Annotated in this window: 22 protein-coding genes, 1 tRNA gene, 1 other RNA gene and 1 pseudogene; 13 read left to right on the top strand and 12 right to left on the bottom strand. The window is 63.3% G+C overall.

Translation table 11 applies throughout. The features are described from left to right. Nucleotides 1–2: 2 nt before the first annotated feature. The 8 genes and pseudogenes from H7828_RS22975 (at nucleotide 3) to H7828_RS09425 (ending at nucleotide 4,589) form a co-directional block, all read left to right on the top strand. Nucleotides 3–179 (top strand): integrase core domain-containing protein, encoded by a 177-nt coding sequence (locus tag H7828_RS22975; protein WP_226780788.1) that lies wholly within the window; start codon nucleotides 3–5, stop codon nucleotides 177–179. 33 nt (nucleotides 180–212) lie between these two features. Further along, nucleotides 213–524, top strand: a pseudogene (locus tag H7828_RS09455) (ATP-binding protein); the annotation flags it as partial. A gap of 116 nt (nucleotides 525–640) precedes the next feature. After that, nucleotides 641–1,069, top strand: a complete 429-nt coding sequence (locus H7828_RS09450) for a helix-turn-helix domain-containing protein (RefSeq protein ID WP_211237077.1) — start codon at nucleotides 641–643, stop codon at nucleotides 1,067–1,069. Beyond that, a complete protein-coding gene (locus H7828_RS09445) occupies nucleotides 1,066–1,986 on the top strand; it encodes an ImmA/IrrE family metallo-endopeptidase (RefSeq protein WP_226780765.1) in 921 nt (306 codons plus the stop codon). The genes H7828_RS09450 and H7828_RS09445 overlap by 4 nt, the downstream gene beginning before the upstream one ends. 135 nt (nucleotides 1,987–2,121) lie before the next feature. Beyond that, a complete protein-coding gene (locus H7828_RS09440) occupies nucleotides 2,122–2,400 on the top strand; it encodes a hypothetical protein (protein WP_226780764.1) in 279 nt (92 codons plus the stop codon). Between the two features lie 34 nt (nucleotides 2,401–2,434). Continuing rightward, nucleotides 2,435–2,884, top strand: a complete 450-nt coding sequence (locus tag H7828_RS09435) for a DUF2924 domain-containing protein (protein ID WP_226780763.1) — start codon at nucleotides 2,435–2,437, stop codon at nucleotides 2,882–2,884. Beyond that, the gene (locus H7828_RS09430; RefSeq protein ID WP_226780787.1) at nucleotides 2,884–4,209 is read left to right on the top strand and encodes a recombinase family protein; all 1,326 of its coding nucleotides are present in this window, start codon (nucleotides 2,884–2,886) and stop codon (nucleotides 4,207–4,209) included. The genes H7828_RS09435 and H7828_RS09430 overlap by 1 nt, the downstream gene beginning before the upstream one ends. Next, nucleotides 4,206–4,589, top strand: coding sequence for a hypothetical protein (locus tag H7828_RS09425; RefSeq protein WP_226780762.1), 384 nt, complete (start codon nucleotides 4,206–4,208; stop codon nucleotides 4,587–4,589). The genes H7828_RS09430 and H7828_RS09425 overlap by 4 nt, the downstream gene beginning before the upstream one ends. A 3-nt stretch (nucleotides 4,590–4,592) precedes the next feature. Here the strand turns inward: H7828_RS09425 and H7828_RS09420 are convergent, their stop codons facing one another. From H7828_RS09420 to H7828_RS09385, 8 genes are all read right to left on the bottom strand, one after another. Continuing rightward, entirely contained in the window at nucleotides 4,593–5,429 is an 837-nt protein-coding gene (locus H7828_RS09420; RefSeq protein ID WP_226780761.1) for a protein NO VEIN domain-containing protein, read from the bottom strand. Nucleotides 5,430–5,778: 349 nt separating this feature from the next. Next, a tRNA-Ser gene (locus tag H7828_RS09415) sits at nucleotides 5,779–5,868 on the bottom strand. 72 nt (nucleotides 5,869–5,940) lie between these two features. Next, complete coding sequence (locus H7828_RS09410; RefSeq protein WP_226780760.1) at nucleotides 5,941–6,657, bottom strand: alanyl-tRNA editing protein; 717 nt, start codon at nucleotides 6,655–6,657, stop codon at nucleotides 5,941–5,943. Further along, on the bottom strand, nucleotides 6,654–9,128 hold the full coding sequence (locus H7828_RS09405) for a DUF3772 domain-containing protein (protein ID WP_226780759.1): 2,475 nt from the start codon (nucleotides 9,126–9,128) through the stop codon (nucleotides 6,654–6,656). The genes H7828_RS09410 and H7828_RS09405 overlap by 4 nt, the downstream gene beginning before the upstream one ends. Further along, a complete protein-coding gene (locus H7828_RS09400; protein ID WP_226780758.1) occupies nucleotides 9,125–10,150 on the bottom strand; it encodes a cysteine synthase A in 1,026 nt (341 codons plus the stop codon). Before H7828_RS09400 ends, H7828_RS09405 begins: the two co-directional genes overlap by 4 nt. Nucleotides 10,151–10,211: 61 nt before the next feature. Further along, the gene (locus H7828_RS09395) at nucleotides 10,212–11,318 is read right to left on the bottom strand and encodes an NUDIX domain-containing protein (RefSeq protein WP_226780757.1); all 1,107 of its coding nucleotides are present in this window, start codon (nucleotides 11,316–11,318) and stop codon (nucleotides 10,212–10,214) included. Between the two features lie 3 nt (nucleotides 11,319–11,321). Next, complete coding sequence (locus tag H7828_RS09390) at nucleotides 11,322–11,780, bottom strand: TrgA family protein (RefSeq protein WP_226780756.1); 459 nt, start codon at nucleotides 11,778–11,780, stop codon at nucleotides 11,322–11,324. Nucleotides 11,781–11,784: 4 nt separating this feature from the next. After that, nucleotides 11,785–12,999: an SAM-dependent methyltransferase gene (locus H7828_RS09385; RefSeq protein ID WP_226780755.1), complete on the bottom strand. Its 1,215-nt coding sequence runs from the start codon at nucleotides 12,997–12,999 to the stop codon at nucleotides 11,785–11,787. Nucleotides 13,000–13,206: 207 nt separating this feature from the next. Between H7828_RS09385 and H7828_RS09380 the strand changes: the two genes are divergently transcribed. Further along, nucleotides 13,207–13,827 carry a hypothetical protein gene (locus tag H7828_RS09380; RefSeq protein WP_226780754.1) on the top strand — a complete coding sequence of 207 codons (621 nt, stop codon included), beginning with the start codon at nucleotides 13,207–13,209 and terminating at the stop codon, nucleotides 13,825–13,827. 13 nt (nucleotides 13,828–13,840) lie between these two features. On the opposite strand, the gene H7828_RS09375 is transcribed toward H7828_RS09380, so the two are convergent. The 4 genes from H7828_RS09375 to acuI all read right to left on the bottom strand — a co-directional run bounded on the left by H7828_RS09375 (nucleotide 13,841) and on the right by acuI (nucleotide 19,580). Beyond that, the gene (locus H7828_RS09375; RefSeq protein WP_226780753.1) at nucleotides 13,841–15,262 is read right to left on the bottom strand and encodes a cryptochrome/photolyase family protein; all 1,422 of its coding nucleotides are present in this window, start codon (nucleotides 15,260–15,262) and stop codon (nucleotides 13,841–13,843) included. A gap of 36 nt (nucleotides 15,263–15,298) precedes the next feature. Then, nucleotides 15,299–16,519, bottom strand: coding sequence for an aminotransferase class V-fold PLP-dependent enzyme (locus H7828_RS09370; protein WP_226780752.1), 1,221 nt, complete (start codon nucleotides 16,517–16,519; stop codon nucleotides 15,299–15,301). A gap of 189 nt (nucleotides 16,520–16,708) precedes the next feature. Then, the gene (locus tag H7828_RS09365; RefSeq protein ID WP_226780751.1) at nucleotides 16,709–18,349 is read right to left on the bottom strand and encodes a BCCT family transporter; all 1,641 of its coding nucleotides are present in this window, start codon (nucleotides 18,347–18,349) and stop codon (nucleotides 16,709–16,711) included. Nucleotides 18,350–18,590: 241 nt separating this feature from the next. Next, entirely contained in the window at nucleotides 18,591–19,580 is a 990-nt protein-coding gene (acuI, locus tag H7828_RS09360; protein ID WP_226780750.1) for an acryloyl-CoA reductase, read from the bottom strand. Nucleotides 19,581–19,808: 228 nt separating this feature from the next. Between acuI and H7828_RS09355 the strand changes: the two genes are divergently transcribed. The 4 genes from H7828_RS09355 to ssrA all read left to right on the top strand — a co-directional run bounded on the left by H7828_RS09355 (nucleotide 19,809) and on the right by ssrA (nucleotide 23,661). Further along, entirely contained in the window at nucleotides 19,809–20,852 is a 1,044-nt protein-coding gene (locus H7828_RS09355) for an ABC transporter substrate-binding protein (protein WP_226780749.1), read from the top strand. Between the two features lie 403 nt (nucleotides 20,853–21,255). Then, nucleotides 21,256–21,708, top strand: a complete 453-nt coding sequence (locus H7828_RS09350; protein WP_226780748.1) for a TadE/TadG family type IV pilus assembly protein — start codon at nucleotides 21,256–21,258, stop codon at nucleotides 21,706–21,708. Beyond that, entirely contained in the window at nucleotides 21,705–23,279 is a 1,575-nt protein-coding gene (locus tag H7828_RS09345) for a pilus assembly protein TadG-related protein (protein ID WP_226780747.1), read from the top strand. The genes H7828_RS09350 and H7828_RS09345 overlap by 4 nt, the downstream gene beginning before the upstream one ends. A 28-nt stretch (nucleotides 23,280–23,307) precedes the next feature. Then, nucleotides 23,308–23,661: a transfer-messenger RNA gene (gene ssrA / locus H7828_RS09340) on the top strand. Nucleotides 23,662–23,741 lie beyond the last annotated feature (80 nt).

The raw sequence follows: 23,741 nt of genomic DNA, 5'->3' as shown, positions 1-23,741 counted from the left end.
GCATGGTCGAGCGCTTCATTCGGACGCTCAAGGAGCAGTGCGTGCATCGCCACCGCTTCGAAAGCATCCAACATGCGATGCGCGTCATCGGTGACTGGATTGCCTTTTACAATAACCGCCGCCCTCACCAGGCGCTTGCCATGCGCACGCCTGCCGAGGCATTCAGATTAGCGGCTTAACCTGAGCAGATTCCGCTGGGTCAATACACAAGCCTCGTCCGACTGGATCTCGTGATCATGGACGAACTTGGCTACCTGCCATTCAGCGCATCAGGCGGCGCGCTGCTCTTCCATCTGCTGAGCAAACTCTACGAGCGGACCAGCGTCGTCATCACCACGAACCTGAGCTTCAGCGAATGGGCCACCGTCTTTGGCGACCCCAAGATGACGACCGCACTCCTCGATCGCCTGACACACCGCTGCCACATCCTGGAGACCGGCAACGACAGCTTCCGCTTCAAAGCCAGCGCCGCCGTAGCGGCCCGGAAAAAGAGGGAGGCCAATGATGTCTTGACCCAAGCCTGACCCTCGAAACATAACCTCAAGGTGGGTCAGTTCTCGATGGAAAACCCGGGTCATTTCTGGGTGAAAATCAACACTTTCTGGCCAGGAGGAGGAGGGAAACGGCGCAAAGCGATACGATGCTGTTCGATATATACCGAACAAACCGCCATGTCTACTTGCGCGGCACGATTTTGTTCGGCATACCGAACAAGCTTCCTGCAACCAAGGAAAACAAGGATGATACAATGACCACGTCCCTCGGCGCCAAGATCAAGCGCCACCGCCAGGAAAAGGGATACTCCCTAGACAAGCTCGCGGAACTGACCGACTCGAGTAAGAGCTACATTTGGGAGTTGGAAAACCGCGACGCACGAAAGCCGTCCGGAGAAAAACTGACACGGATCGCTCAGGCCCTCGAGGTCACCACCGATTATCTGCTGGATGAAAGCGAGGAGCCCGGAGACGCGGTTCTAAAGGAGGCATTCTTCCGCAAATTCAGCAAGCTCGCCCCGGACGACCAAGCTAAGATCAATCAGATGATCGATATGTGGGGAAAGAAGGATTGAGCCTGCCCACGACGCCACAGGGTTGGGCAATCCGCCTTACTCAGATCCTGTCGCTGCATCAGGCAGCGCATGGGCTACCGCGGTTTCCCATTGATGTGGCGGCGCTGGCGAAGGATTTCTCACGACAGGTGTTTCCGGACGCACCGATCACCATGGTCGGCGGGTTGGACCTGTCCAAGGGCGTCGAAGGCATGTTGATGCCGCACCCCAACGGTTCCGGTGAGTGGGGTATAATTTACAATGAGACCATCCGTTCGCCGGGGCGGCGGAACTTCACGCTGGCCCATGAGCTGGGCCACTACCTGCTGCACCGGCAGACCAACCCCAACGGCCTTGAGTGTAGCAACCGCAATATGGCTGACTGGGATGAGGGCCGGAACAAGATCGAAGGTGAGGCCAATACTTTTGCCTCCTACCTGTTGATGCCGCTCGACGATTTCCGTGAGCAGATCAAGGGTCGCGTCATCGATATCGATATGATGACTGATTTGGCCGACCGCTATGCCGTGTCGCTCACGGCGGCGATCCTGAAATGGATGACCATCACCGACAAGCGGGCGATGATCGTGGTTGGCAAGGAGGGGTTCATCGACTGGGCATGGTCCAGCGAGCCTTTGCTGAAATCCGGCGTCTTCTACAGGGCGCGGCAAACCGTGACCGAGATGCCAGCCGCCTCCTTGGCCGCGCAGGAGGTGGACTGGGATACTGGTCGCCATGGTCACCTCCACCCGGCAGGTGTCTGGTTGGGATCTGAACCCGTCCATGAAATGACGGTGTTCTCGCCCCGCAACGACCAGATGACGATCTCGCTGCTGCTTTATCCTGACCGCGCTCCATCCCGCTGGGATATGGCCGAGCTGGAAGAAGAACAGACCATCGATACATTCGACAAATTCATGGATGGTCGCCGAGGCTGATTCGGCTCTGTGCTTCCAATTGGCGCCCCCTACGGCCGCATAGTCATTGCGCAGAAATACGCGGCTCTACGCGCAGGTCGATGCTGTCCGCAAATTATTGAATTGCTTGTGATTTTCTGATTTCGCGATACATTCATGGCATCATTCCAATCGCGAAAAGTCGCCATGCCCAGCATCACATCAGGCCCGATTTCGGGTGCCAATCCCCTTTGTCCTGAGCGCATGTCAGCGGATGCGCGCCTCGAAGAAATCGGCCGCATTCTGGCGGCTGGCGTCATTCGCCTGAACGCCGAAGATGCCAGTTCTTTATCTGCCGAAGGCGGAGACAGTTTCGTGGACTTCTCGCCCCGGAAGAGCGGTGGTCGTCGTGCAAAACGTATCCGCATCGGAGGAATTGATGAAGCATCACAATAAGATAAGCCCTAAAAAACCTGGGCAGGACCGATCCATGGATCAAACCGTCCTAGCGCGCCTGGCCACGCTGAAGGCCATGTCGGTCAGGGATCTGAAAGCCGAATGGGAAAAACTTTTCGGCAGTGCCGCGCCGAACAACAGCCGGACCTTTTTGGAAATGCGCATCGCCTATCGTATCCAGGAACTGACCTACGGCGGCCCTGACCGGGAAACGCGCCGCATGTTGGATCTGCTGGCCGATGAGGTTGAGGGTGTCGCGCGGAGGAAAAACCAGATCGCCGATCCGCGCAATCCGGTGGTGGGCACGAGACTGATCCGGGAATGGGACGGGGTCGAGCAGACTGTGATCGTTCTGACAGACGGTTTCGACTGGCAGGGCCGGAAGTTCAAATCGCTCTCGGCCGTGGCCCGTGCCATCACCGGAACGCGTTGGAATGGCTATCGCTTCTTCGGCCTGCGTGAACGCAAGCGGGAGGAAGCATGATGGATATCAACGCCCGCCCCAAGCGCCGCCTGCGCTGTGCCATCTACACCCGCAAGTCGAGCGAAGAAGGGCTCGACATGGAATTCAACAGCCTCGATGCCCAGCGGGAGGCCTGCGAAGCCTATATCGCCAGCCAGCGATCCGAGGGCTGGGTTGCGACCCGCGAACGCTACGACGATGGCGGTTTTTCCGGTGGCACCCTCGAACGTCCCGGTCTCAAGCTGCTTCTGGCCGACATCGACGACGGGTTGATCGACGTGGTCGTTGTCTACAAGATCGACCGCCTCAGCCGCTCGCTGATGGATTTCTCCAAGCTGGTCGAGATCTTCGACCGCAACGGCGTCACCTTCGTGTCGGTGACGCAGTCGTTCAACACCACCACGTCCATGGGACGGCTGACGCTGAACATCCTGCTCAGCTTCGCCCAGTTCGAGCGCGAAGTTATCGGCGAGCGGATCCGCGACAAGGTGGCGGCATCGCGCAAGCGCGGGATCTGGATGGGCGGCTATGTTCCGCTGGGTTATGATGTGCAGGATCGAAAACTGTTGGTGAACGACGCCGAGGCCGCATCGGTCCGCCGCATCTTCGAGCGGTTTGTCGAACTGGGATCCGCGACGGTTCTCGCACGCGAACTCCGCCGCGACGGCTTCCGCAACAAGCAGGGTACGCTGATCGACAAGGGCTACCTCTATCGGCTCCTGAACAACCGTGTTTATCGTGGTGAAGCCGTCCACAAGGGCAAGGCTTATCCCGGCGAGCACGACGCTATCATCGACAACGACCTCTGGGATCGGGCGCACGCCATCTTGCAGGAAAGCCCGCGCAAACGTGCAAATAACAGCCGGTCGCGGACCCCCGCCCTGCTGAAAGGGCTGATCTTCAGCGACACCGGCGCTGCCATGACGCCCACAAGCACCAAGAAGGGCGCGAAGCTTTACCGCTACTACGTTTCGATGGACGTCATCCGGAACCGCGAGACCGGCGAAGAGACCGCCCCGATGCGGCTCGCGGCTGGAATGGTCGAGGACGCTGTCGTGACAGAGGTCCGGCGCATTCTGCAGACGCCGGAGGTCGTGACGCAGGTGATCGCGGCCCTGAAGACGGAAAAGGGCGCGACTTCCGAGGCCGACGTCATCGCAGCATTGCATGAATTCACCGCGCTCTGGGCGCAACTGTTCCCGACCGAGCAAGCACGGATCATCCAGCTTCTAATCCGTCGTGTCACCGTCACAGCCGACGGCTTGGAGCTGGACATCAGGCGCGAAGGGATCGCAGGCGTCATCCGCGAGATGGTCGCGCCGCGCAATCTGGAGACAGCCGAATGACCCATGCCGATGACACAATTCGCGTGCAGATACCATTGAAGGTCCGCAAGAAGAATGGTCGGCCTAAAATCATGCCGCCTGCCGATTATCTGCCCAGCGAGGACCAGACGCAGGATCCGCATGTCCTCCGCGCCATTGGGCGGGCGTGGGGTTGGCGGCGGCGCATGGACACTGGCGAATTCAGCACGATCATGGAACTGGCCGAAGCCGTCGGTCTGGCCGAACGCCATGTCAGTCGCCAGTTGCGGCTGGCCTACCTCGCACCGGAGGTACTCAAGCGGCTGACCTGCGGGCGCGAGCCGTTGGCGGTCAGCCTGTACGATCTGTGCTTTCTCCCAGGAGAGGCTTGGCCAGAGCAAGAACAGCGCGGGTTCAGTTAGATTTTAATGAAAGCTCGCCTGAAAGGCCGTCGCGGTCAACGAGACATGGGCATCTAGCGGCGGGCGCAACTCAAATGCTTTCGGCTCACGCGAGAAATTCCAGAGACGGAACAAGCACCATTCTGACCGGCGCTCTTCGGCGACCGCCAGTTCATTGCGGGAAATGTAAAAGGGCGTTCGTTCCCAGCCATTTGTCGTTTTCACCTCGATCAAACGCTCCTGTCCGTCCGGCGTAAAGCTGGCAATGTCGTACCCGGCACCGTCGCCATCCTCTTCGGAAACCCACCGCACCTTGCGCGCCAGATCATCTCGACCGGCTATTTTCAGTGCGGATTGTTCGTGTGCAACGACGCACTCTTCTCCCGCACGTCCGAGGGCGCGGTTGCGTTCATCCCGACCCGCCACGTCAAACTTTTTAGCGACATGCAACATCTGCTCCAGTTCCAGCGGCGGCGGCTGGTTCGACAGCGTCGGTGACGGTCCAATCCAGATCTGCGCAGCCTCGCGCAAACCATTTGCTGATCGCGAGCCCGGCATCCGCCCAAGCCAGGCCGGGTTCCATGCCAACCAGCGCGCCACAGCATCAACCAAGGTCATCTGGAAATTGAACGCTGGCTTGTAGCCGGGGATCCAATCTTCGCCGAGCCCCTTCAGCACCGCACTGATATTCTGATGCTTGAACTCGATCGATCCTTCCGTTCGGCTTCGCAAAAGGGGCATCAAACTGCGCCGGTGCTGAGCCTTGTTGTAGGGACGGCCCGCCATGTCGTCGGCCAGCATCGCGAAGTAATCCGCGACGATCAGGTCGTTTTCTTCATCTGTCCAGGGCCCGTTCGACATGCCACCAGGCTATGAGCGGAAAGTCCGTTTGTCATCAAAGACGTCTCGCGACCGTTCGCACTGTTTCGAAGAACCACGCCGCCTTCAGGTGTCTCTGACCGTTTCGATAGCGGTCGAACCTGCCTCAACTGCGGCGCAATCCATTTTTGGCAAGCATCTGAAAAGAGTTGCTTTTTTGAATGCGTCTCGATTTGAGTGAAGGGCGGGTGAAAAGAGCCGCGGGGCGTTCAGAGACAGATTTGGGCCCAAATGCCAGTCTCCGAAAGTCGGATGGCCTCGTTAAACCCCTTTGAACCAAAAAGAAAAAAGGCCCACACTGGGACCTCGTCTCGGGTTCGCGAATCGTTTGTGGCGGACAGACAGGGATTCGAACCCTGGAGACGGTCTCCCGCCTACACACTTTCCAGGCGTGCGCCTTCGACCACTCGGCCACCTGTCCGTGGCGCGTGGATTAGCCAATCGTGGCGGGGATTGCAAGGGAGTCGGGCGGGAAAACGCGGGGTTTCGACGCTCAGGCCAGGTGAAGATAGATCCGGCGGTTCTGTGCGCCCTTCTTTTCGATCTTGCCCAGCCGCAGAGGGCCGATTTCGCCGGTGCGGCGCACATGGGTGCCGCCGCAGGGTTGCAGATCGACCTGGTCGTCGTCGGAGCCGATGCGCACCAGGCGCACCTTGCCGCTTCCCATGGGGGGCATGACCGACATGGTTTTCACCAGCCCCGGATTTGCGCGCAACTCGTCATCGTCGATCCAGCTTTCACTCACCGCAAGATCACGCGCGACAAGGTCGTTCAGCGCGTTTTCAAGGGCCGCCTTGTCGTCGGGCGCTTCGGGCATGTCGAAATCCAGCCGCCCCTTGTCGGCGCTGATCGCGCCGCCGCTGACCGGCAGCGGTACGACCACCGAAAGCAGGTGCAGGGCGGTGTGAACGCGCATGTGGCCCAACCGCCGGCCCCAGTCCAGCGTCTGGGTCACGGCCTGGCCCACGGGGGGCAAGGGCGCCGGGGCTGCGGGCACCAGGATCAGCGTCTCGCCCTCGCGCTTGAGACAGGTCGCGATCTCGATCTCGCCGCCCGGCCAGCGCAGGGCGCCGCTGTCACCCGGCTGACCACCCCCCGTGGCATAGAACAGCGACTGGTCAAGGATGATGCCCCCCTCGTCGGTATGGGCGGTGACGGTGCCGGTGGCCGTGTGGCAATAGGCATCCTGGCGGAAGAGAGGGAGGGTCACGGTTCGTCCTTTCCGGCGTCGGGGTTGTCGGTGGCATTGCCTGTCTGTTCCAGGTCGTCCGGGGTCAGGTAAGGCCGGTCCGAAACAGGGGCTTGGGTGGCAGGTGCGGAAGAAGCGGCTGGACCGGTGGCACCGGTGCGGCTTTCGTGCAGCGCCTCGGGGTTGCGCAGCCAGATGTCGCGTTGGGCGAAGGGAATTTCAATCCCCTCGGCGGCAAAGCGTGCCGCGATCTCGTGGTTCATGTCGGATTTCACCGAGAGAACGAAGTTCACGTCGCGCAGGATGGCCCGGATCTCGAAGTTCAGGCTGTCGGCACCAAAGGCCACGAACAGCACGGCAGGTGGCGGGTTCAGCACCACGAGGGGGTGCGCCTCGGCGATCTCCTGGAGGATGGCTTCGACCTTGCGGGTGTCCGAACCATAGCCAACGCCCACCGGCACGATCACCCGCCCCACCAGGTTGCCCCGGGTCCAGTTGGTGACGGTGCCGCTGACGAAATCGGCGTTGGGCACGATCACGTCGGTGCGGTCGAAGGTCTCGATCCGGGTCGAGCGTACCGAGATGTCGCGCACATAGCCCATCTGCCCGCCGACCTCGATCCAGTCGCCTTCGGAAATCGGGCGCTCCACCAGCAGGATGATGCCGCTGATGAAGTTGCTGACGATGTTCTGAAGGCCAAAGCCGATCCCGACCGACAGCGCCCCCGCCACGATGGCAAGCGACGACAGGTCGATCCCGGCCGAGGTGACGGCGAAAATCCCCGCCAGGAACACCCCGATATAGCCGGTGCCCGCCACGATGGCGTTGCGCCCGCCGGTATCCAGCCGCGTCTTGGGCAGGACCGAACCGCGCAGGGCAGCCTGCAACAGACGGGTCAGCATGAAGCAGACGGCAAAGACCACGGCAAAGCTGAGGAAATCGGCCGGCGATATGCGGCTGTCACCGATGGCAAAACCTTCGCGGAACCGCGCCCAGAGTTCCGATAGGTCCGTGACCCTTGCCCCCCAGATCAGCGCGAACAGCGGCAGGGCACAAATCGCCAGCAGGAAACTGATCAGCACCGGGGTCAGCGCCTCTCCGGCCTGTTGCGGATCAAGCCGCATGACCAGGGCGTAGAAATCGCGTACCACCAGCCGCATCACCGCCAGCAGGGCCAGAAGGGCAATGCTGCCGATCATCCCGAAGACGATCAGCGACCCCGCGCTGGCAAACCCCAGCGCCGCAAGGGCCGGCCCGATCACCCCGATCACCATCGACGCCCGCCCCAGCAGGTGCAGCATGGTGACGAAATAGGGCACACTTTCCCCCTCGCCGTCGTCCGGCGCCGGGTCGGGCGGGCCGACCTCGCTCAGCAACCGGCCAAAGCCAAACAGGATCGCCCCGCCCGCCAGTTGGACAAGGAAGCTGAGCACCGAAACCGTTTCGGCCGAATAGTTGTCGAATTCCACAAGGCGCGTCAGAAGCGTGGCCGCCGCGCTGAGCAGGCCCAGCATCGCCGCATAGAACCGCCCCGAACGGCGCCGTTCGGCCCGCACCGGAAGCGGGGAATCGTGGATGCCATCGGTGGGGAACACACGCGCGCCCAGCCAGACCGCCCCGAAGACGACGATACCCAGCCCGGTCAGGTTCTCGGCCAGGATCTGCCCGCGCAGCCCCAGAAGGCCGCTGGCAAAGCCGACCGTCGCCAACAGCGCCAGCCCCAGCACCGGCACAACCACCTGCCCCAACGACACGATGAAGGCCAGGGCCGGGCTGCTGTTGCCGCGCCAGCCGACATAGAACCGCCGGGTCAGCCAGGTCAGCGCGACGCGCCCGCGCAGGACCATGACCATGCCGATCGCGGCCAGCGCCAGCAGGATCGCGTTGTCGGCATTCAACAGTTGCCCGCCGATGGGGGCTGTCAGCCCCTCGTGCAGTTCCTTGCCCCATTCATCCAGGCTGCGCGCCAGGTCGGCGAAGGCGGGCGCCCAGTGGGCGGGGTTCAGGGGGCTTGGGCCGCGGCTCAGCACCTCCTTGGTCTGGCGTTCGCGGATGGTGCGGTCGATCTCGCGGATCAGGCCGTCGGCGCGGTTATAGGCCTCCTCCGCGGCGCGGCGGGGCGCCTCAAGGCGCGCAAGCTGCTGTTCCAGCTCGGCCCGGCGCGCGGCGATCTCGTCGGCCTCGGGCGGGTCGTTTTCGCCCGGCGGGGCGCCAAGGGCCGAAATCTGCGCCTGAAGCGTGGTGATACGGGTCTGGTTGGTGCCCTGGGCGCTCAGGAACGTCTCGCGGTAATCGGCAATCTCGCCGCGCAGATCCTCAAGCCGCCGGTCCGAGGCGCGATCGACCTCGAGGATCTCTTCGGCGCGTTCGGCCAGGGCCTCCCAGGCGGCGATGTCGTCCTCTCCCTGGGCCAGGGGCGCAATCGCCAGCGCCAGCCAGACAAGGACGCCAAGCAGGAACGCGCGCAACAGTTGCGGCGCGCCTTGGATCATTCCTCGAACACCGCTGGCAATCCGCGCCCGCCATCGTCCAGCCATACCGGGATCGGCAAGCCCTTTTCACGCAGGAAGGCGGGGTTGAACAGCTTGCTCTGGTAACGGGTGCCGTAATCGCAGAGGACGGTCACGATGGTGTGGCCCGGACCCATCTCCCTGGCCATGCGGATCGCGCCGGCCACGTTGACGCCCGACGAACCGCCAAGGCACAGCCCTTCGTCGGTCAGCAGCGAGAAGACCACCGGCAGCGCCTCGGCATCGGGGATGCGGAAGGCCATGTCGGGGGTGAACCCTTCGAGGTTGGCGGTGATGCGCCCCTGGCCGATGCCCTCGGTGATCGAATCTCCCGGGTTCTCATCGCCGGTATAAAGCTTCAGCAGGCCTGCCCCCTCGGGGTCGGCCAGGGCCACCTTGACGCCCTTGGGTTGCAGCACATCGGCCACACCGGCCAGCGTGCCGCCCGACCCGACCGCGCAGATGAAACCATCCACCTTGCCCCCGGTCTGATCCCAGATCTCGGGGCCGGTGGTCTCCACATGGGCCTGGCGGTTGGCGGTATTGTCGAACTGGTTGGCCCAGATCGCGCCGGCCGGCTCGGTCCTGGCCAGCGCCTCGGCCAGACGGCCGGAATATTTCACGTAATTGTTGGGGTTCTTGTAGGGCACCGCGGGCACCTGCACCAGTTCGGCCCCCGCAAGGCGCAGCATGTCCTTCTTTTCCTGGCTCTGGGTTTCCGGAATCACGATGACCGTGCGAAACCCCATCGACGCGCCGACCAGCGCCAGCCCGATACCGGTGTTCCCGGCGGTGCCTTCCACGATGGTGCCGCCCGGCTTCAACTCGCCGCGCGCCACCGCATCGCGGATGATGTAAAGCGCGGCGCGGTCCTTGACCGACTGGCCGGGGTTCATGAATTCGGCCTTGCCCAGAATCTCGCAGCCCGTGGCCTCGGACGGGCCTTTCAGCCGGATCAGGGGCGTGTTGCCGATGGCCGCGGCCAGATCACTGTGAATTGTCATGCTATGCTTCCTTGCCGATGCCCTTCGATCAGCTTCTGTCTATGCCTGCGGCACGGCGAACTCAAGCAAAGGCGCCGGGGCGGCTGCGTTCGTTCAACAACCAGTATGCGGTCAGCAGAAGCGGGGTGTTGGTGATCACCCCCTGCCCGATGCGCGCCATCAGATCGTCGAAGGCCATCACATGGGTGCGGATGTCCTCGTGTTCGGAATCGAGCCCGCCCGCCCCCGGCGTCAGCCCAGGCAGATCGCAGAGGCCGACATAGCTGAACAGAAATTCGGTCACGGCGGCGGGGCTGGGATAATGGTTGGCCACATGGTGCAGCCTGCCCATTTCAAGGCCCGCCTCCTCCTGCGCTTCGCGGCGGACGGCGGTTTCGGGGTCTTCGCCGGGGTCGATGCGGCCTGCCACGGGCTCAAGGCTCCATGGCGCGGGATCGCCGCGCAGGTAGATGCCATAGCGGAACTGTTCGACCAGAAGCACCCGGTCGCGCACCGGATCATAGGGCAGCACCGTGACCGCATCGCCCATGAGGAAGCCCGCGCGCGTCATCACCCCGCTTTGGGTGCCGTCAAAACGACGGTGCGACAGCTCCTGCTCCTCGACGGCGAAGAAATTCACGTAGGGGCGGCGCGCGGCGATGGTGGTGACGGCCGAGCGGCCGAATGGTTCACCCGCCACCTCGCGCGTCTCGGCCCGCAGGGATGAGGCCGCGCGCACGCGGATGGTGCCCATCCTCTGGCGCAGCCCCTCGCCCGTGGTGGTTCCGAACAGCGCCATCGCCTCTTGCGCGGCGCGGCGCGTCATGGCGCCCCAGCCGGCCTGCCAATCGGCCAGCGACCATTCATCGCCGCTGGGGGCTGCCGGATTTGCCGGCACATAGACGGTGGCCGGGCGCATGGCCCCATCGACGCAGACGGTCACGCTGTCGGTGACATAGCCGAAACCTTCCTCGTAGAAATGCAACCGCGCCAGCGCCTCGGACGGGACATCGCACAGCAGCAGGCCCGCGGCACCGTCACCCGCCCCAAGAACCGGGTAATCCCCCCTCGAGGCCCGCCAGACCCCCTGCCCGTTCAGAACCGCAGGATGACCGGCAAGATCACAGCCCGCCACCACGCGCCGCAGGTCGCCGTCCAGCAGCGTGCCGAAAATGAAAAGGTCGTTCATGGATCACTCCGTCGGGTGGGCGTTCTTCTGGCCGACCCATTCGGTGACGATTCCGCAGAAGACCGCGCCGACCGCGAATGCGGGTATCACCCCGCCGGGCAGCATGTAAGCCGCGTAATCCAGCATCAGCCGCACCATTTCCTCAAGCGCCTCGGTCGGATCGTCATAGTAGAGATCGAGCGAGCGTTTGATCATCTCGCGCCCGGCCCAGAACATGAGAACCCAGAAGGCGGTGGCCACGGCCGCCGTCGCGCCGTAGGCCATGCCGAAGGCATATCCCTCGCCCGCGCGCCGCCCCACCACGCGCCAGCCCATGAGAAAACCGATCACGGCATTCATCAGCCCGAACTTCATCGGAATATCCGCACCATAGGGGATGTTCGGAATGACCAGCCCGCTTACGAAAAACGCCAGCGCCGCGAAAAGAAGTCCGGCGATCAGCTTGGCGGCGGTGGGATACATGGGGCTATGCGGGCCTTGTCACGGTAATCTGGGTCACGTCGCAGTTTCCGCTTTGAAAGGCCGCAGCGCAAGAGACCAGATAGAAATTCCACATCCGCCGGAACCTGTCGTCGAACCCCAGGGCGCGCACCTCGTCCCAGCGGTCGTTGAAGGCATCGTGCCAGCGGCGCAGCGTCCGGGAATAGCTTTCGCCGAATTCCACCGAACGGCGCACGGTCAGACCGGCCTTTTCCACCTCGCGGCGCAGCACCGAAGGCGCGGGGAGCATCCCCCCCGGGAAGATGTATTTCTGAATGAAATCAACGGTGTTTCGATAGACATCCCAACGCTCCTCCATCACGGTGATGATTTGCAGGGTGGCATTGGCGCCGGGTTTCAGGCGTGCGTGCAGCGTCTTGAAATAGACCGGCCAATATCTTTCGCCCACGGCCTCGAACATCTCGATGCTGGCGATGCCGTCGTAAAGGCCGGTTTCGTCGCGGTAATCCTGCAGCTTTATGGTCACACGGTCGGCCAGACCGGCCGCCGCGATCCGCGCCACGGCATAGTCGTGCTGGGCCTTGCTGATGGTCAGGCAGGTCACCTTCAGCCCGCGTTCGGCCGCAGCATATTCGGCGAACCCGCCCCAGCCACAGCCGATTTCCAGCACGTGATCGCCCGGCTTCGCGCCCATCTGATCGACCATGCTGGCATATTTCGCGGTCTGCGCGGCCTCAAGGCTTTCCTGCCCCGTGGTGAACAGCGCGCTGGAATAGGTCATCGTGTCATCCAGCCACAGACCGTAGAAATCGTTGCCCAGGTCGTAATGGGCGGCAATGTTGCGCCGGGCCTGGGCCTTGGAATTCCCCAAAAGCCAGAACCGCGCCCGTTCGAACAGGCGCACGATGCCCATGCCCGGAAAGCTGTCGTAGACATCCCAGTTGTCGGCATTGCAGAGATCGAGAAAGGCCTGAAGATCGGGCGATGACCACCAGCCGTCGATATAGGCGTCGCAAAAGCCAAGATCGCCCTCGCGGATCAGGCGGGCAAAGACATCGGCGTTGTGCACATGCAGCTCGGCCACCGGCCAGGGGGTTCTGGTTCCGGTCGCGCGAAACCGCCGTCCGTCGGGCAGGACGAAATCCAGCCGCCCGTTCTGCATTCCGCAGGCCATGTTGAAGACCTGGGGAAAATACCGCGGCAGACCCTTCTGGTCGGCCGTGCTTGTCAATGGGTTCATCCCGCCTCATCCTGTTTGCAGGCCAGATTAGCGCCTGCGCCTGTGCGGAACAATATCCGCTTTCCTGATACTTACGGCGGTATCGGCGAACCGGATCATTGAAAGCCTGCCTTACCCAGGGTGAGGATTTCCCCACTTTCGCCCACCGCTTCCCCTACGTCATGATGCGCCCAGACCGGCAAACCGAGGCAAGCAAGGAGGTTGGCAATGACCCAGGCAAGCATCTGGCGGGTTCCCGCACCCCGGGTTCGGCGCGGCGGCGGCCATTCCGTCATTCAGGACAACGGAATGATGCGCTCTGCCACCATGGCGTCCAGCGTGAATGGCTGGGTGTTTTCCGAGGTGGGCGCCGGGGTTCAGCCCCTCGCGCTGATCGGCACGGCCCACGGGTTGGCCGAATGGTGCGCCGTGCACCGCGAACAGAAGATCGTCAACCTGATCGCCGATCTGCCCGAGATCTACATGGGTCTGTGCCGTTATGTGCCAGGCAACCGCTACAAGGGCCTTTTCCCCCTGCATGACAGCGGCGCCGCCATTGCCAAGACCGCGGCCGGTTTTGCCGTTGGCGGCGCGAAAACCGCCATCGGAACGCCCGACGGCGTGGCCAAAACTGCAGCCTCCTTGGGCAAGACCATCGCAAGCGGCTACAAACAGGTCAGGACAATCTTTCCCGGCAAGGCCAAGCCGCCGAAATTGCGAGGGTCAGGCCATGATCTTTATGTCAAGATCAGCTATCTGCCGGAAAAGAACATGATGAAGCTGGGCGAAGGCAAGGTGACGATCGAGGCCCTGGGCGCGCAGCTCTTTCGTCAGATTGCCCTGATGTGACGCGGCACCCCACCTAGAAATCGCGGTCTTCATAGGCGGCAAGCGCGCGCTTGCGCCCCTCGGACACGCCGACCACCGGTTCGGGGTAATCATCCGTCTCTGCCATGGACCAGCGGCGCGGGATCGCCTTGAAATAGGCCAGCGCATCCTTGTGCGGATCGTCGCGCCCCTCGGCGATCCAGCGGTTCACATAGGCATCGTCGGGGTCGAACTTCTCTTGCTGGGTCACGGGGTTGAACACCCGGAAATAGGGCGTGGCGTCCGGCCCCGACCCCGCCGACCATTGCCAGCCCATGGCATTGCTCGCGGCGTCCCAGTCGATCAGGCAATCCTCGAACCATTTCATCCCGATCCGCCAGTGGCACATCAGGTGCTTGGTCAGATACGAGGCGACAATCATCCGCGCTCGGTTGTGCATGCGCCCGGTGACATACATCTCGCGCTGCGCGGCATCCACGAAGGGAATGCCGGTGCGCCCCTGCTTCCACGCCTTCACCTCGGCCAGACGCTCGTCCTCGTTCCAGGGGAAGGCCGACCAATCCTCGCGCCAGTTGTCGCTGACGATGCGGGGCGTGTGATAGACAAGGTGATAGGCGAATTCGCGCCAGACCAGTTCCTTCAAGAAGGTTTCGGCCCCTGCCTTGCCCTCGTGCAGCGCACGCATCCCCGAATGCCAGCAGGACCGGGGCGAGATTTCGCCATAGGTCAGGTTCTCGCTCAGCCCGCTGGTGCCGTCTTCGGCCACCATGTTGCGCGCCTCGCGATAGTCCTCGACCCGGTGGGCCATGAAGGTGCCCAGCCGCGTCTGCGCCGCCGCCTCGCCCAAGTGCAGATGCGGGCGCACGATCCCGGCGCCCCGGTCCATGGCGGCGCCCATGGCCCAGTCATCCAGGGTATCGCTCGCGGGCCAATCTCCCGGCGCCGGAATGTCCGACGGCGCCGAAAGGGCGGCGGGTACATCGCGCCCCTTTACCGATTTCCAGAAGGGCGTGTAGACCTTGTAGAAGCCACCGGTCTGCGTCTCTACACTCCAAGGCTCGAACAGAAGATGGCCGGCGAAACTCTCGGCCTCGATCCCGTCCTCCTTCAGCCCGGCCTTCACCCCCTTGTCGCGGGCGATGCTGTCGGGGTCGTAAACGCGGCTCCAATAGACCGCCCCCGCCCCGGTTTCCGCCACGAGGGCGCGCAAGACCTCAAGCGCCCTGCCCCGGCGCAGGATCAGGCGGCTGCCCTGTTCTGCCAGCAGGTCGGCCATATGCCCGACCCCCAGCCCCAGGCGCCACTTCGGGCAGGCCCCGTGGGTTTCGGCCACCTCGTCCAGAATCCAGACCGGAATCACCGGCCGCCCCGATTGCACCGCAGCGCATAGCGCGGGGTGGTCGGACAGCCGCAGATCGCGCCGCAGCCAGAGAAGAACAGGAGAGGTTTCGGACATGGGACAGAACCGGAGTTGCGCCGGTCCGACCGGCCGTTACACCCGATCTAGTGCGTCGATCAGCCCGTCAACCTCTTGCCGGGTGGTGTAATGCACGAAGGACAGGCGCAGAACGCCTCGCTCCATCTCCACTCCCATGCCAGACAGCGCGCGCCCGGCATAGAAATCGCCCCCTTCGGCCATGATCCCGCGCTCGGCCAGCCGCGCGGCAACCGCCTCGCCCGGTTCGGCCAGCGCGATTGCCACCGTGGGCGCACGGCGGGCGGCATCGGCGGGGCCGATCAGGCGCATGGTGTTCTTCGCGGCGACGTGATCCAGCAGCGGCTGCAACAGCGCGGCCTCGTGGGCGCGGATCAGGTCATGCACCGCCACACCCCGCGACGGGGCATCGGCACTTTCGGAAAAGTGGTGATCGTACAGCGCATCGAGGTAATCGACCATTCCGGCACAGGCCGCCACCTGTGCATGGTCCGGCCCCGCGGGCGTGAACCGCTTGTAAAGGGTATCGCCGTTGAACACATGCCCCTGATTGGGGAGCGCCATACCCAAGGCGCGCCGGATCGTCATGATCCCCTGATGGGGCCCGAAGGTCTTGTAGGCCGAGAACAGGTAGATGTCGGCGCCAAGCGCGCCCACGTCCGGCAAACCATGGGGCGCATAGCTCACTCCGTCCACGCAGGCCACGGCACCCGCGGCATGGATGCGCGCACAGATCGCCGCAACATCGTTGATCTCGCCCACCACGTTGGAACAATGCGGAAAACAGACCAGCCGCACCCTGTCGTCCAGCAGATCCTCCAGCGCTTGCGGGTCAAGATGGCCGGATTCGGGGTCGATCCGCCACTCGCGTATCTCGAACCCCCGCTCGGCCAGGCGGCGCCATGGGCCGGTGTTGGCCTCGTGATCCTGGTTGGTCACGATCACCACATCGCCGGGTGCCATCATCGCCGCAAAGGCCTGGGACAGGACATAGGTGTTCTGGGTGGTCGAGGGCCCGAAGGACAGTTCGTCAGGGGCCACGTTCAACACCGCAGAAAGACGCGCCCGGGCCTCGTCCATCTCCTCGCCGGCCAGCAGCGAGGCGGCGTAGGGCGCATAGGGCTGCACCTTGCGCTGGGTGTAAAAGCGCGTGAGCCGGTCGATCACCTGGCCACAGGTATAGGACCCACCGGCATTGCCGAAAAAGGCCTGCCCGGCAAGCGAGACTTCGCGAAAGGCCGGGAATTGCGCCCGGACGAATTGGGTATCCAGTTTCATGGCTCCACCGTTGCGCCCCCGACCTGCCGCGTCAAGAGCGGCGCCGTCGACGCCTCCGGCGGGAGTATTTGGGCAAAAAAGAAACCCTGGCACCCGCCCTGTCTCTTTCTTGCTAAAAAAACTCAAAAAAAAACCGGCGCGCAGTTTCCCGCGCGCCGGTCATTGTCTTGCCGAATGGTCAGCCGGGCATCACATCTTGGCCCGTTCCGACTGAAGCCCGCGCCAGATGCAGTAACACATGGCCAGAAGCACGACCGTGAACAGAAGCCCGGTCGAGATGACCATGGATTGCAGCGCCGCAAGGCCACCGCCGATCAGCAGGGCAATGGCGACCGCGCCCTCGAAGATGCACCAGAACACCCGCTGGGGCATGGGCGCATCCACCTTGCCGCCCGCCGTGATCGTGTCGATCACCAGCGAACCGGAATCCGACGAGGTGACGAAGAACACGATGACAAGGACAATACCGATGAACGAGGTGATCTGTGCCAGCGGCAGTTCGGCCAGCATCTTGAACAGCTGCAGCGGAAGCTCGGCATCCTGGGCGCCGGTATAGCTGTCGGTCAGCACCTGGTGAATCGCGGTGCCGCCGAAGATCGACATCCACAGCACACAGACCATGGAGGGGATCAGCAGAACGCAGATCACGAATTCGCGCACCGTGCGCCCCCGCGACACCCGGGCGATGAACATGCCCACGAAGGGTGACCAGCTGATCCACCAGGCCCAGTAGAAGGCCGTCCAACCCTGGCTGAAGTTCACGTCTTCACGCGCGAAGGGATTGGCCAGTTGCGGCAGGAACTGGACGTAGGCCACCAGACTGTCCCAGAAGAAGGCCAGCAGGAAGGCCGTCGGCCCGACGATCAGGGTGAACAGCGCCAAAAGGCCGGCCAGCCCCATGTTGACCTCGGACAGGATCTTGACCCCGCCATCCAGCCCGCGCACCACCGACACCAGCGCGACAGCGGTGATGCAGGTGATCAGGATCACCTCGGTCGTGTTGCCGATGGGAATGCCGAAGAGCTCGTTCAGGCCGGCATTGGCCTGGGTCGCCCCGAAGCCCAGCGATGTCGCCAGGCCGAACAGCGTGGCGAAGACGGCGATGATGTCGATCACGTGACCCCACCAGCCCCAGATGCGTTCGCCGAAGATCGGGTAGAAGGCGCTGCGGATCGTGAGCGGCAGCCCCTTGTTGTAGGTGAACAGCGCCAGCGCCAGGGCCACGGTCGCATAGACCGCCCAGGGGTGCAGGCCCCAGTGGAAGATCGTGGCCGCCATGCCAAGGCGCACCGACGCCGTCTCGTCACCCGTCGCCGCCCCCAGGGGGGCCCAGTCGGTGCGGATGCCGTTCTCGCTGGTGATCTCGCCCATCGAGGTCGAGAAGTGGGTCAGCGGTTCGGACACGCCGTAAAACATCAGCCCGATGCCCATGCCCGCCGCGAACAACATGGCGAACCAGCCGATATAGGTGTAATCCGGTTTGGCCTCCGAGCCGCCCAGGCGCACGTTGCCATAGGGGGTGACGATCAGAAGAAGCGTGAAGATCACCACCAGGTCGGCCGCGCCCAGAAGGAACCAGTCGAAGTTCTTGGTGGTGAAGTCGAACATCCCCGAGAACACGCCGCTGGCCTGTTCAGGAAGCGCTATGGTGTAGAACACGAAGGCCATGATCGAGAGCGCCGAGATCATGAAGACCGGGTTGTGGATGTCAAAACCCAGCGACCCGAGCGAACCCTCGATGTTGTTGTCCCCGATCTCGTGCTCCGTCTGAATGACGGCAGTATTGCCTTCGGGCTCGGGTATGCCCTGATTGGCGGTCTGGTCTGTCATATGGTTGTCCCTTTTTGTGCGGGGTCGTTGTTGCGCGACCTTCGATCGCGGTATTCACATGGAAAGAAGACCGGATCATTCTGCCCCGGGCGGTGCGAAAAGCGACGCTTCGCCCCGGGTTAGCGGTGATTTCAACCTTGTTACGCCGCCGACACCCCCTTCGGGCGCAGGCGGCGGCCGCGTTCGTGAAACAAGGCTAGCAGGCGCACCCCCCGGTGCGCAACCAAAGCCGCGCCGCGGTTCAGGCGTTCACATCCACCACCACCCTGCCGCGCACCTGTCCCTTGAGGATGGCCGCCCCCAGCTCGGGCAGATCGTTCAGCGTCGCCGGAACGATCATGCTGTCCAGCTTGTCCAGGGGCAGATCGCGCGCGATCCGCGCCCAGGCCCGCTGGCGGTTGGCGAAAGGCTGCATCACCGAGTCGATCCCCAGAAGGTTCACGCCCCGCAGCAGGAACGGGATCACCGAGGCGGGCAGCGTCGCCCCCCCGGCCAGGCCCACGGCGGCCACGCTGGCGCCGTATTTCATCTGCCCCAGGACCCGCGCCAGCATCGCGCCGCCCACCGCATCGACACAGCCGGCCCAGGTCTCGCCCTCCAGCGGGCGCTTGATGGTCTCGTCGATCTCGCCGCGCGCCACGATCCGCTGCGCACCAAGGTCGCGCAGGTATCCCTCCTGCTCGGGGCGCCCGGTGACGGCGGCCACCTCATGCCCCAGCGCCGCAAGAAGCGCCGTCGCGATCGACCCGACACCGCCCGCCGCGCCCGTCACCAGAACCGGCCCCTGCCCGGTAGCCAACCCGTGATCCTCCAGCGCCATGACCGCCAGCATGGCCGTGAAACCGGCGGTGCCCACCGCCATGGCGCGCCGCGGGTCCAGCCCCTCGGGCAGCGGCACCAGCCAATCGGCCTTCACCCGCACCTTCTGGGCATGGCCGCCCCAATGCGCTTCGCCCACCCGCCAGCCGGTCAGAACCACCCTGTCGCCGGGGGCATAGCGCGGATCGTCGCTCGCCTCGACGGTGCCGGCAAGATCGATGCCGGGCACATGGGGATAGGTGCGCACCAGCCCGCCGCCGGGCCCGATGCACAACCCGTCCTTGTAGTTGACGGTGGAATATTCGACCGCCACCGTCACCTCTCCCTCGGGCAGCCTGTCCTCGGAGATTTCCTGAACTTCGGCGCGCGTTTTCCCGTCCTCGTCCTTCTCCACCACCAATGCCTTGAACATCCGCTTCTCCATCTTTGGTCCCCAAATATCCCGGGGGAGGGCGCCGCAGGCGACCGGGGGCAGCGCCCCCAAACCCCGCTCGCGACCGACGCCGCCCTTCCCTTTCGCGCCAGCCTAACCGATCCTGACCGCGACCGCGACATTCGCCTTGCCTTTCGCCTTGTCTGGCGCCGGTCGGCCCCCTAACGTCACAACGATTCACGCCACGCCTTCACGGGAGGAAAGCCATTGACCAAGTATACCGCCCTCTTCTGTTCCAGCGCGCTGTCGCTGGTTGCCGGTGCCGCATTGGCACAGGATGCCGAACTTCTGGTGTTCGATTACCCGGGGTTCGAAATTCCCGCATTCCACAACAAATACGTGGAAGAAAACGGCGCCAGCCCGACCTTCGCCTTCTTCGGTGACGAGGAGGAAGCCTTCCAGAAGCTGCGCTCGGGCTTTACCGCCGATGTCAGCCACGTCTGTGCCGGCTCGGTCACCAAATGGGTCGAATCCGGCATTCTCGAACCCTGGGACACCTCGCGCATCGCGGCCTACGGTGATCTGGATGCCAACCTGACGGGCAAGGACGTGTCGGCCGACACCGACACCTTCTTCATTCCCACCGATTTCGGCTCGACCGGCATTGCCTACAACACCGACGAGGTCCCGGCCGAGGATGTCGCCAGCCTCGAGGTGTTCAAGAACCCCAAGTACGCCGCGCGCATCACCCTGCCCGACAACGTCGACGATGCCTATGCGCTGGCCTACCTGGCCACCGGCACCACCGATTGGACCACCGCCACCGACGAACAGTTCCAGGCGGCAAGCGATTGGCTGCGCGAGGTGCACGGCAACCTGCGCACCTACTGGACCGACCCGGCCGAACTGGCCCAGCTTCTGGCCACGGGCGAGGTTCTGGTGGCCTGGGCCTGGAACGAGACCCTGCCCACCATGGTCGAGGAAGGCTTCCCCATCGGCTTCCAGCGCGAAGCAACCGAGGGATCGTCGCTCTGGCTGTGCGGCTACGTCAACCTGAAGGACGGTCAGGGGTCCGAGGACAAGGCCTATGGCTTCATGAACGCCATGCTCGACCCTTCCTCGACCGAACCGCTTCTTGATGCGGGCTATGGCCACTCCAACGCCACCGCCATGCAAAGCTTCGGTGACGAGGCGCTGAGCGCCGTAGGCCTTGGCCAGATCGACGCACCCGTTCTGGCCCAGCTGCCCATGTCGAACGAACTGCGCGAAAAGCAATCCGAGACCTTCGAGAAGATCAAGGCCGGTTTCTGAGAAACCGCACGAAAACAGGAATTGACGCCGCACGTTCGGCGTCAATTCCATTTCAGGGGAATCGCGGCATCGGATTCCATTTGTTTCTGCACAAATGAACCCTCACCTTTCCCCGCAACATTTCCAATTTCACCGAAAAAATTAAATCGCGCGCCCGGTCGTTTCCTGCGCGCCGCAATCCTGCCGCGCCCAAAGTGTTAACGCGCCATTTCCCTGCATTTCAAAGCCCGTTGCGCATCGGGCTTTGCACATTCTTCGTGCATTGCCACATGTGTGACCGCATGAAGGCAGAATTGCGCGAAACGCGCCTGAATCCGGCCCTAAAAATGCCTTCTCTCTCGGCCCCAATCACAACCATACGGAGAGTTCCAAATCTTCACCCCTGCTCCGTGGAGACAATCCGATGTTGGAAAAATCACTTGTAAAAAAGAGGACTGAACGCTTCCTGCGCGCCGAGGACGGCAACATCTCGGTTGAATTTGTCATCCTGCTGCCCGGGATCTTTCTAGTCTGCCTGACGATCGCCGCGATCTGCCTTTATTTCGCTACCCTCAGCGATGTTCAACAACTTGCCTCGGACATGACACGTTTGTCGCTGACCTATGTTGACCGCGCCATTCCCACCAATGAACTTTGCCTTGCGCTGCAGTCCGACCTGATGCCGAAACTTGCCGAGGGCCTGCCCTTTGTCACCCCCGAACGTGTGAACAGCGTGATCTGCCATTCGGGCGAATCGGGTCGGACGATTTCGGTCATGGTTCAGTACGATCTGGCGGAAACCCTGGCCCATCGTCTGGGGGGGCTGATCGGCTTTACGATCCCGAACCTTTCAGGCTCGGCGGAGATGGTCCTGTGAGTGGGCGGGCGTTGCGCGCCCGCCTGCGCGTCCTCGCCCACCGCGAAGACGGCGGGCTGAGCGTTTTCGTCATGGTGATGATGCCCGCCATCATCATCGCGCTGGGGCTGGCCATCGACCTGACCAGCCTGAACGCCCAGAAACGCCACGTCCAGGCCAAGGCCGATCTGGCCGCCCTGACCGCGATCCGAAATTTCGACACCGCGCCGATCTCGCGCCGCGCGGCACAGGACACCAACGCGCGGCCCGGGCGTTGGCCCTTTCCCATGCTGCCCCTGCCCGATGGCCATGTCGTCTTTGGCCACCTGTCCCCCGATCACCATTTCGCCCCCGCTTCCGATCAGTGGCGGCTGGATGGCATGAACGCCGTGCGGGTGACCGCAAGGGCGCGGCCTCATTTCTTTGTCCTGAATGCCTTCCTGCCCGAAGAAGAGCTGATGATCGCCCGCGCCGCCACCGCCGCGCTGAAGCCCCGGGTCAGCTTTGCCCTGTCCAACTGCCTTCTCAGCCTCAACCTGTTCCGCGACATGCTGCGCCCGGTGCTTGGCGCAAGTCTCGACACCCTCTGCTCGGGCCACGGCCTGCGGTTGCGCGGGTTCGAGTTCCTCGGCCTTGTCGCCGCCGAGGCCGATATCCTCCAGCCCGGCCATACCACCTATGGCGACGTCCTGGATGCCCAGATCGACGCTTCGACGATCATGGGCACGGCCACCGGGCGGACTGTTTCCAACCTGCTGGGCGACATCCGGCTTGGCGATCTGATCTACCTTGACGAAGCGCTGCGCCGCACCGTCATCGGCTCTCCCATTCACGAAGTCGAACTTTCGGTCGCCGATATCGTTTTCGGCTCTGCCGAAATACTGGGCGCGCGGGTCGTCGATCTGGGGGTGAATCTGGATATCGGTGCCTTGGCCGGGGCCGATGTGCTGGTGCAGGTCTCCGACCCCCGCCAGATCGTGCTGAGCGCAGTTCCGGGCGACCCGAACGCCGTGGCCCGCACGTCGCAGATCCGCCTGCACATCACCGGCGTGCGCCTTGCCGGACTGGTGGAACTGAACCTGATCATCGATGTGGCCAATGCGGCGGCGCGGCTGTCGGATGGCGGCAATGCCTGCAGCGAGTCCGCAAGCCAACCCGTCGCAGTCTTTTCCCCGGTCGAGGCCGATCTTCTTCAGGTGTCCATCTCGGCCCGTGCCCTGGGCCTGTCGCTGGGCGGCAGCACCGATCACATGGACAGCGAGGGCTACCGTTATGAACCGGTCAGCCGTTCGGTGTCGTTCACCTACGGCGATTACGCCCAGGGCCGCTCAAAAACCTTCGGGCCCACCACGCCGGGGCTTACCGCCTCGCTTCGCCAGGACCTGCGCCACCTGCTGGTCGACATCATCGCCGATGTCCTGCCCGGCCCTGTCGGCGGGCTGCTGGGCAACGTGCTGGGGGGGCTTGATCGCGTCGTCGGCCTGGTGGGCGGCCCAGTCGATGCCCTGCTGATCGGTCTTCTCGATCTGAAACTGGCCGAGGCACAGCTTGACCTGCTGAAAATCGATTGTTCGGCACGCCTGGCCCTGTGACGGGGCCGGCCACCGAAGCCTGCGAAGAACCCTTGAAATCCATCTGGGAACGCCCTACTTTCAATCCTGTCGGGGCAACCCGACTATGGTGATAAACGCGCAGGTAATAAGCGGATTGGACCCGGGGGCGGTACCCGGCGGCTCCACCAACACTTCCCTTATTGGGGGAATATGGGGCCGAAACAGGATCGACAAACGTCTAAAGCTGTTGCTTTTACTCGGTGAGCTACCACCGATATCGGTGCATATAGTATAGTTGCCAATAACAACCATGCTCCGGTCGCAGTCGCAGCGTAAGCTGTCACTGTTACCAAATCTTAAGTCCTTGCGCCTAGCCGCGTAAGGCGGGGTTCGCAGGCACCTGGCAACAGAAGCCTGCACTTTCCCACATTTCCGGCCCTGACCGAACCCTGACCATGGGGCTTCACGGATTCTCAAGGTTTGGGGCATAGAACCGGACCA

Origin of the sequence: Oceaniglobus trochenteri (assembly GCF_020529025.1) — a bacterium.
Classification (GTDB): Bacteria; Pseudomonadota; Alphaproteobacteria; order Rhodobacterales; family Rhodobacteraceae; genus Oceaniglobus; species Oceaniglobus trochenteri.
The sequence above is the reverse complement of the archived record's forward strand: the minus strand, read 5'-3'. Positions and strand labels throughout refer to the sequence as shown.

Bases quoted from the DNA above. Each gene is read 5' to 3' on its own strand.
- H7828_RS09365 (WP_226780751.1), bottom strand. From the start codon at position 18,349: ATGACAGACCAGACCGCCAATCAGGGCATACCCGAGCCCGAAGGCAAT.
- H7828_RS09420 (WP_226780761.1), bottom strand. From the start codon at position 5,429: ATGTCGAACGGGCCCTGGACAGATGAAGAAAACGACCTGATCGTCGCG.
- H7828_RS09435 (WP_226780763.1), top strand. From the start codon at position 2,435: ATGGATCAAACCGTCCTAGCGCGCCTGGCCACGCTGAAGGCCATGTCG.
- H7828_RS09370 (WP_226780752.1), bottom strand. From the start codon at position 16,519: ATGAAACTGGATACCCAATTCGTCCGGGCGCAATTCCCGGCCTTTCGC.
- H7828_RS09425 (WP_226780762.1), top strand. From the start codon at position 4,206: ATGACCCATGCCGATGACACAATTCGCGTGCAGATACCATTGAAGGTC.
- acuI (WP_226780750.1), bottom strand. From the start codon at position 19,580: ATGTTCAAGGCATTGGTGGTGGAGAAGGACGAGGACGGGAAAACGCGC.
- H7828_RS09390 (WP_226780756.1), bottom strand. From the start codon at position 11,780: ATGTATCCCACCGCCGCCAAGCTGATCGCCGGACTTCTTTTCGCGGCG.
- H7828_RS09385 (WP_226780755.1), bottom strand. From the start codon at position 12,999: ATGAACCCATTGACAAGCACGGCCGACCAGAAGGGTCTGCCGCGGTAT.
- H7828_RS22975 (WP_226780788.1), top strand. From the start codon at position 3: ATGGTCGAGCGCTTCATTCGGACGCTCAAGGAGCAGTGCGTGCATCGC.
- H7828_RS09430 (WP_226780787.1), top strand. From the start codon at position 2,884: ATGGATATCAACGCCCGCCCCAAGCGCCGCCTGCGCTGTGCCATCTAC.
- H7828_RS09380 (WP_226780754.1), top strand. From the start codon at position 13,207: ATGACCCAGGCAAGCATCTGGCGGGTTCCCGCACCCCGGGTTCGGCGC.
- H7828_RS09395 (WP_226780757.1), bottom strand. From the start codon at position 11,318: ATGAACGACCTTTTCATTTTCGGCACGCTGCTGGACGGCGACCTGCGG.
- H7828_RS09450 (WP_211237077.1), top strand. From the start codon at position 641: ATGCTGTTCGATATATACCGAACAAACCGCCATGTCTACTTGCGCGGC.
- H7828_RS09440 (WP_226780764.1), top strand. From the start codon at position 2,122: ATGGCATCATTCCAATCGCGAAAAGTCGCCATGCCCAGCATCACATCA.
- H7828_RS09400 (WP_226780758.1), bottom strand. From the start codon at position 10,150: ATGACAATTCACAGTGATCTGGCCGCGGCCATCGGCAACACGCCCCTG.
- H7828_RS09375 (WP_226780753.1), bottom strand. From the start codon at position 15,262: ATGTCCGAAACCTCTCCTGTTCTTCTCTGGCTGCGGCGCGATCTGCGG.
- H7828_RS09405 (WP_226780759.1), bottom strand. From the start codon at position 9,128: ATGATCCAAGGCGCGCCGCAACTGTTGCGCGCGTTCCTGCTTGGCGTC.
- H7828_RS09350 (WP_226780748.1), top strand. From the start codon at position 21,256: ATGTTGGAAAAATCACTTGTAAAAAAGAGGACTGAACGCTTCCTGCGC.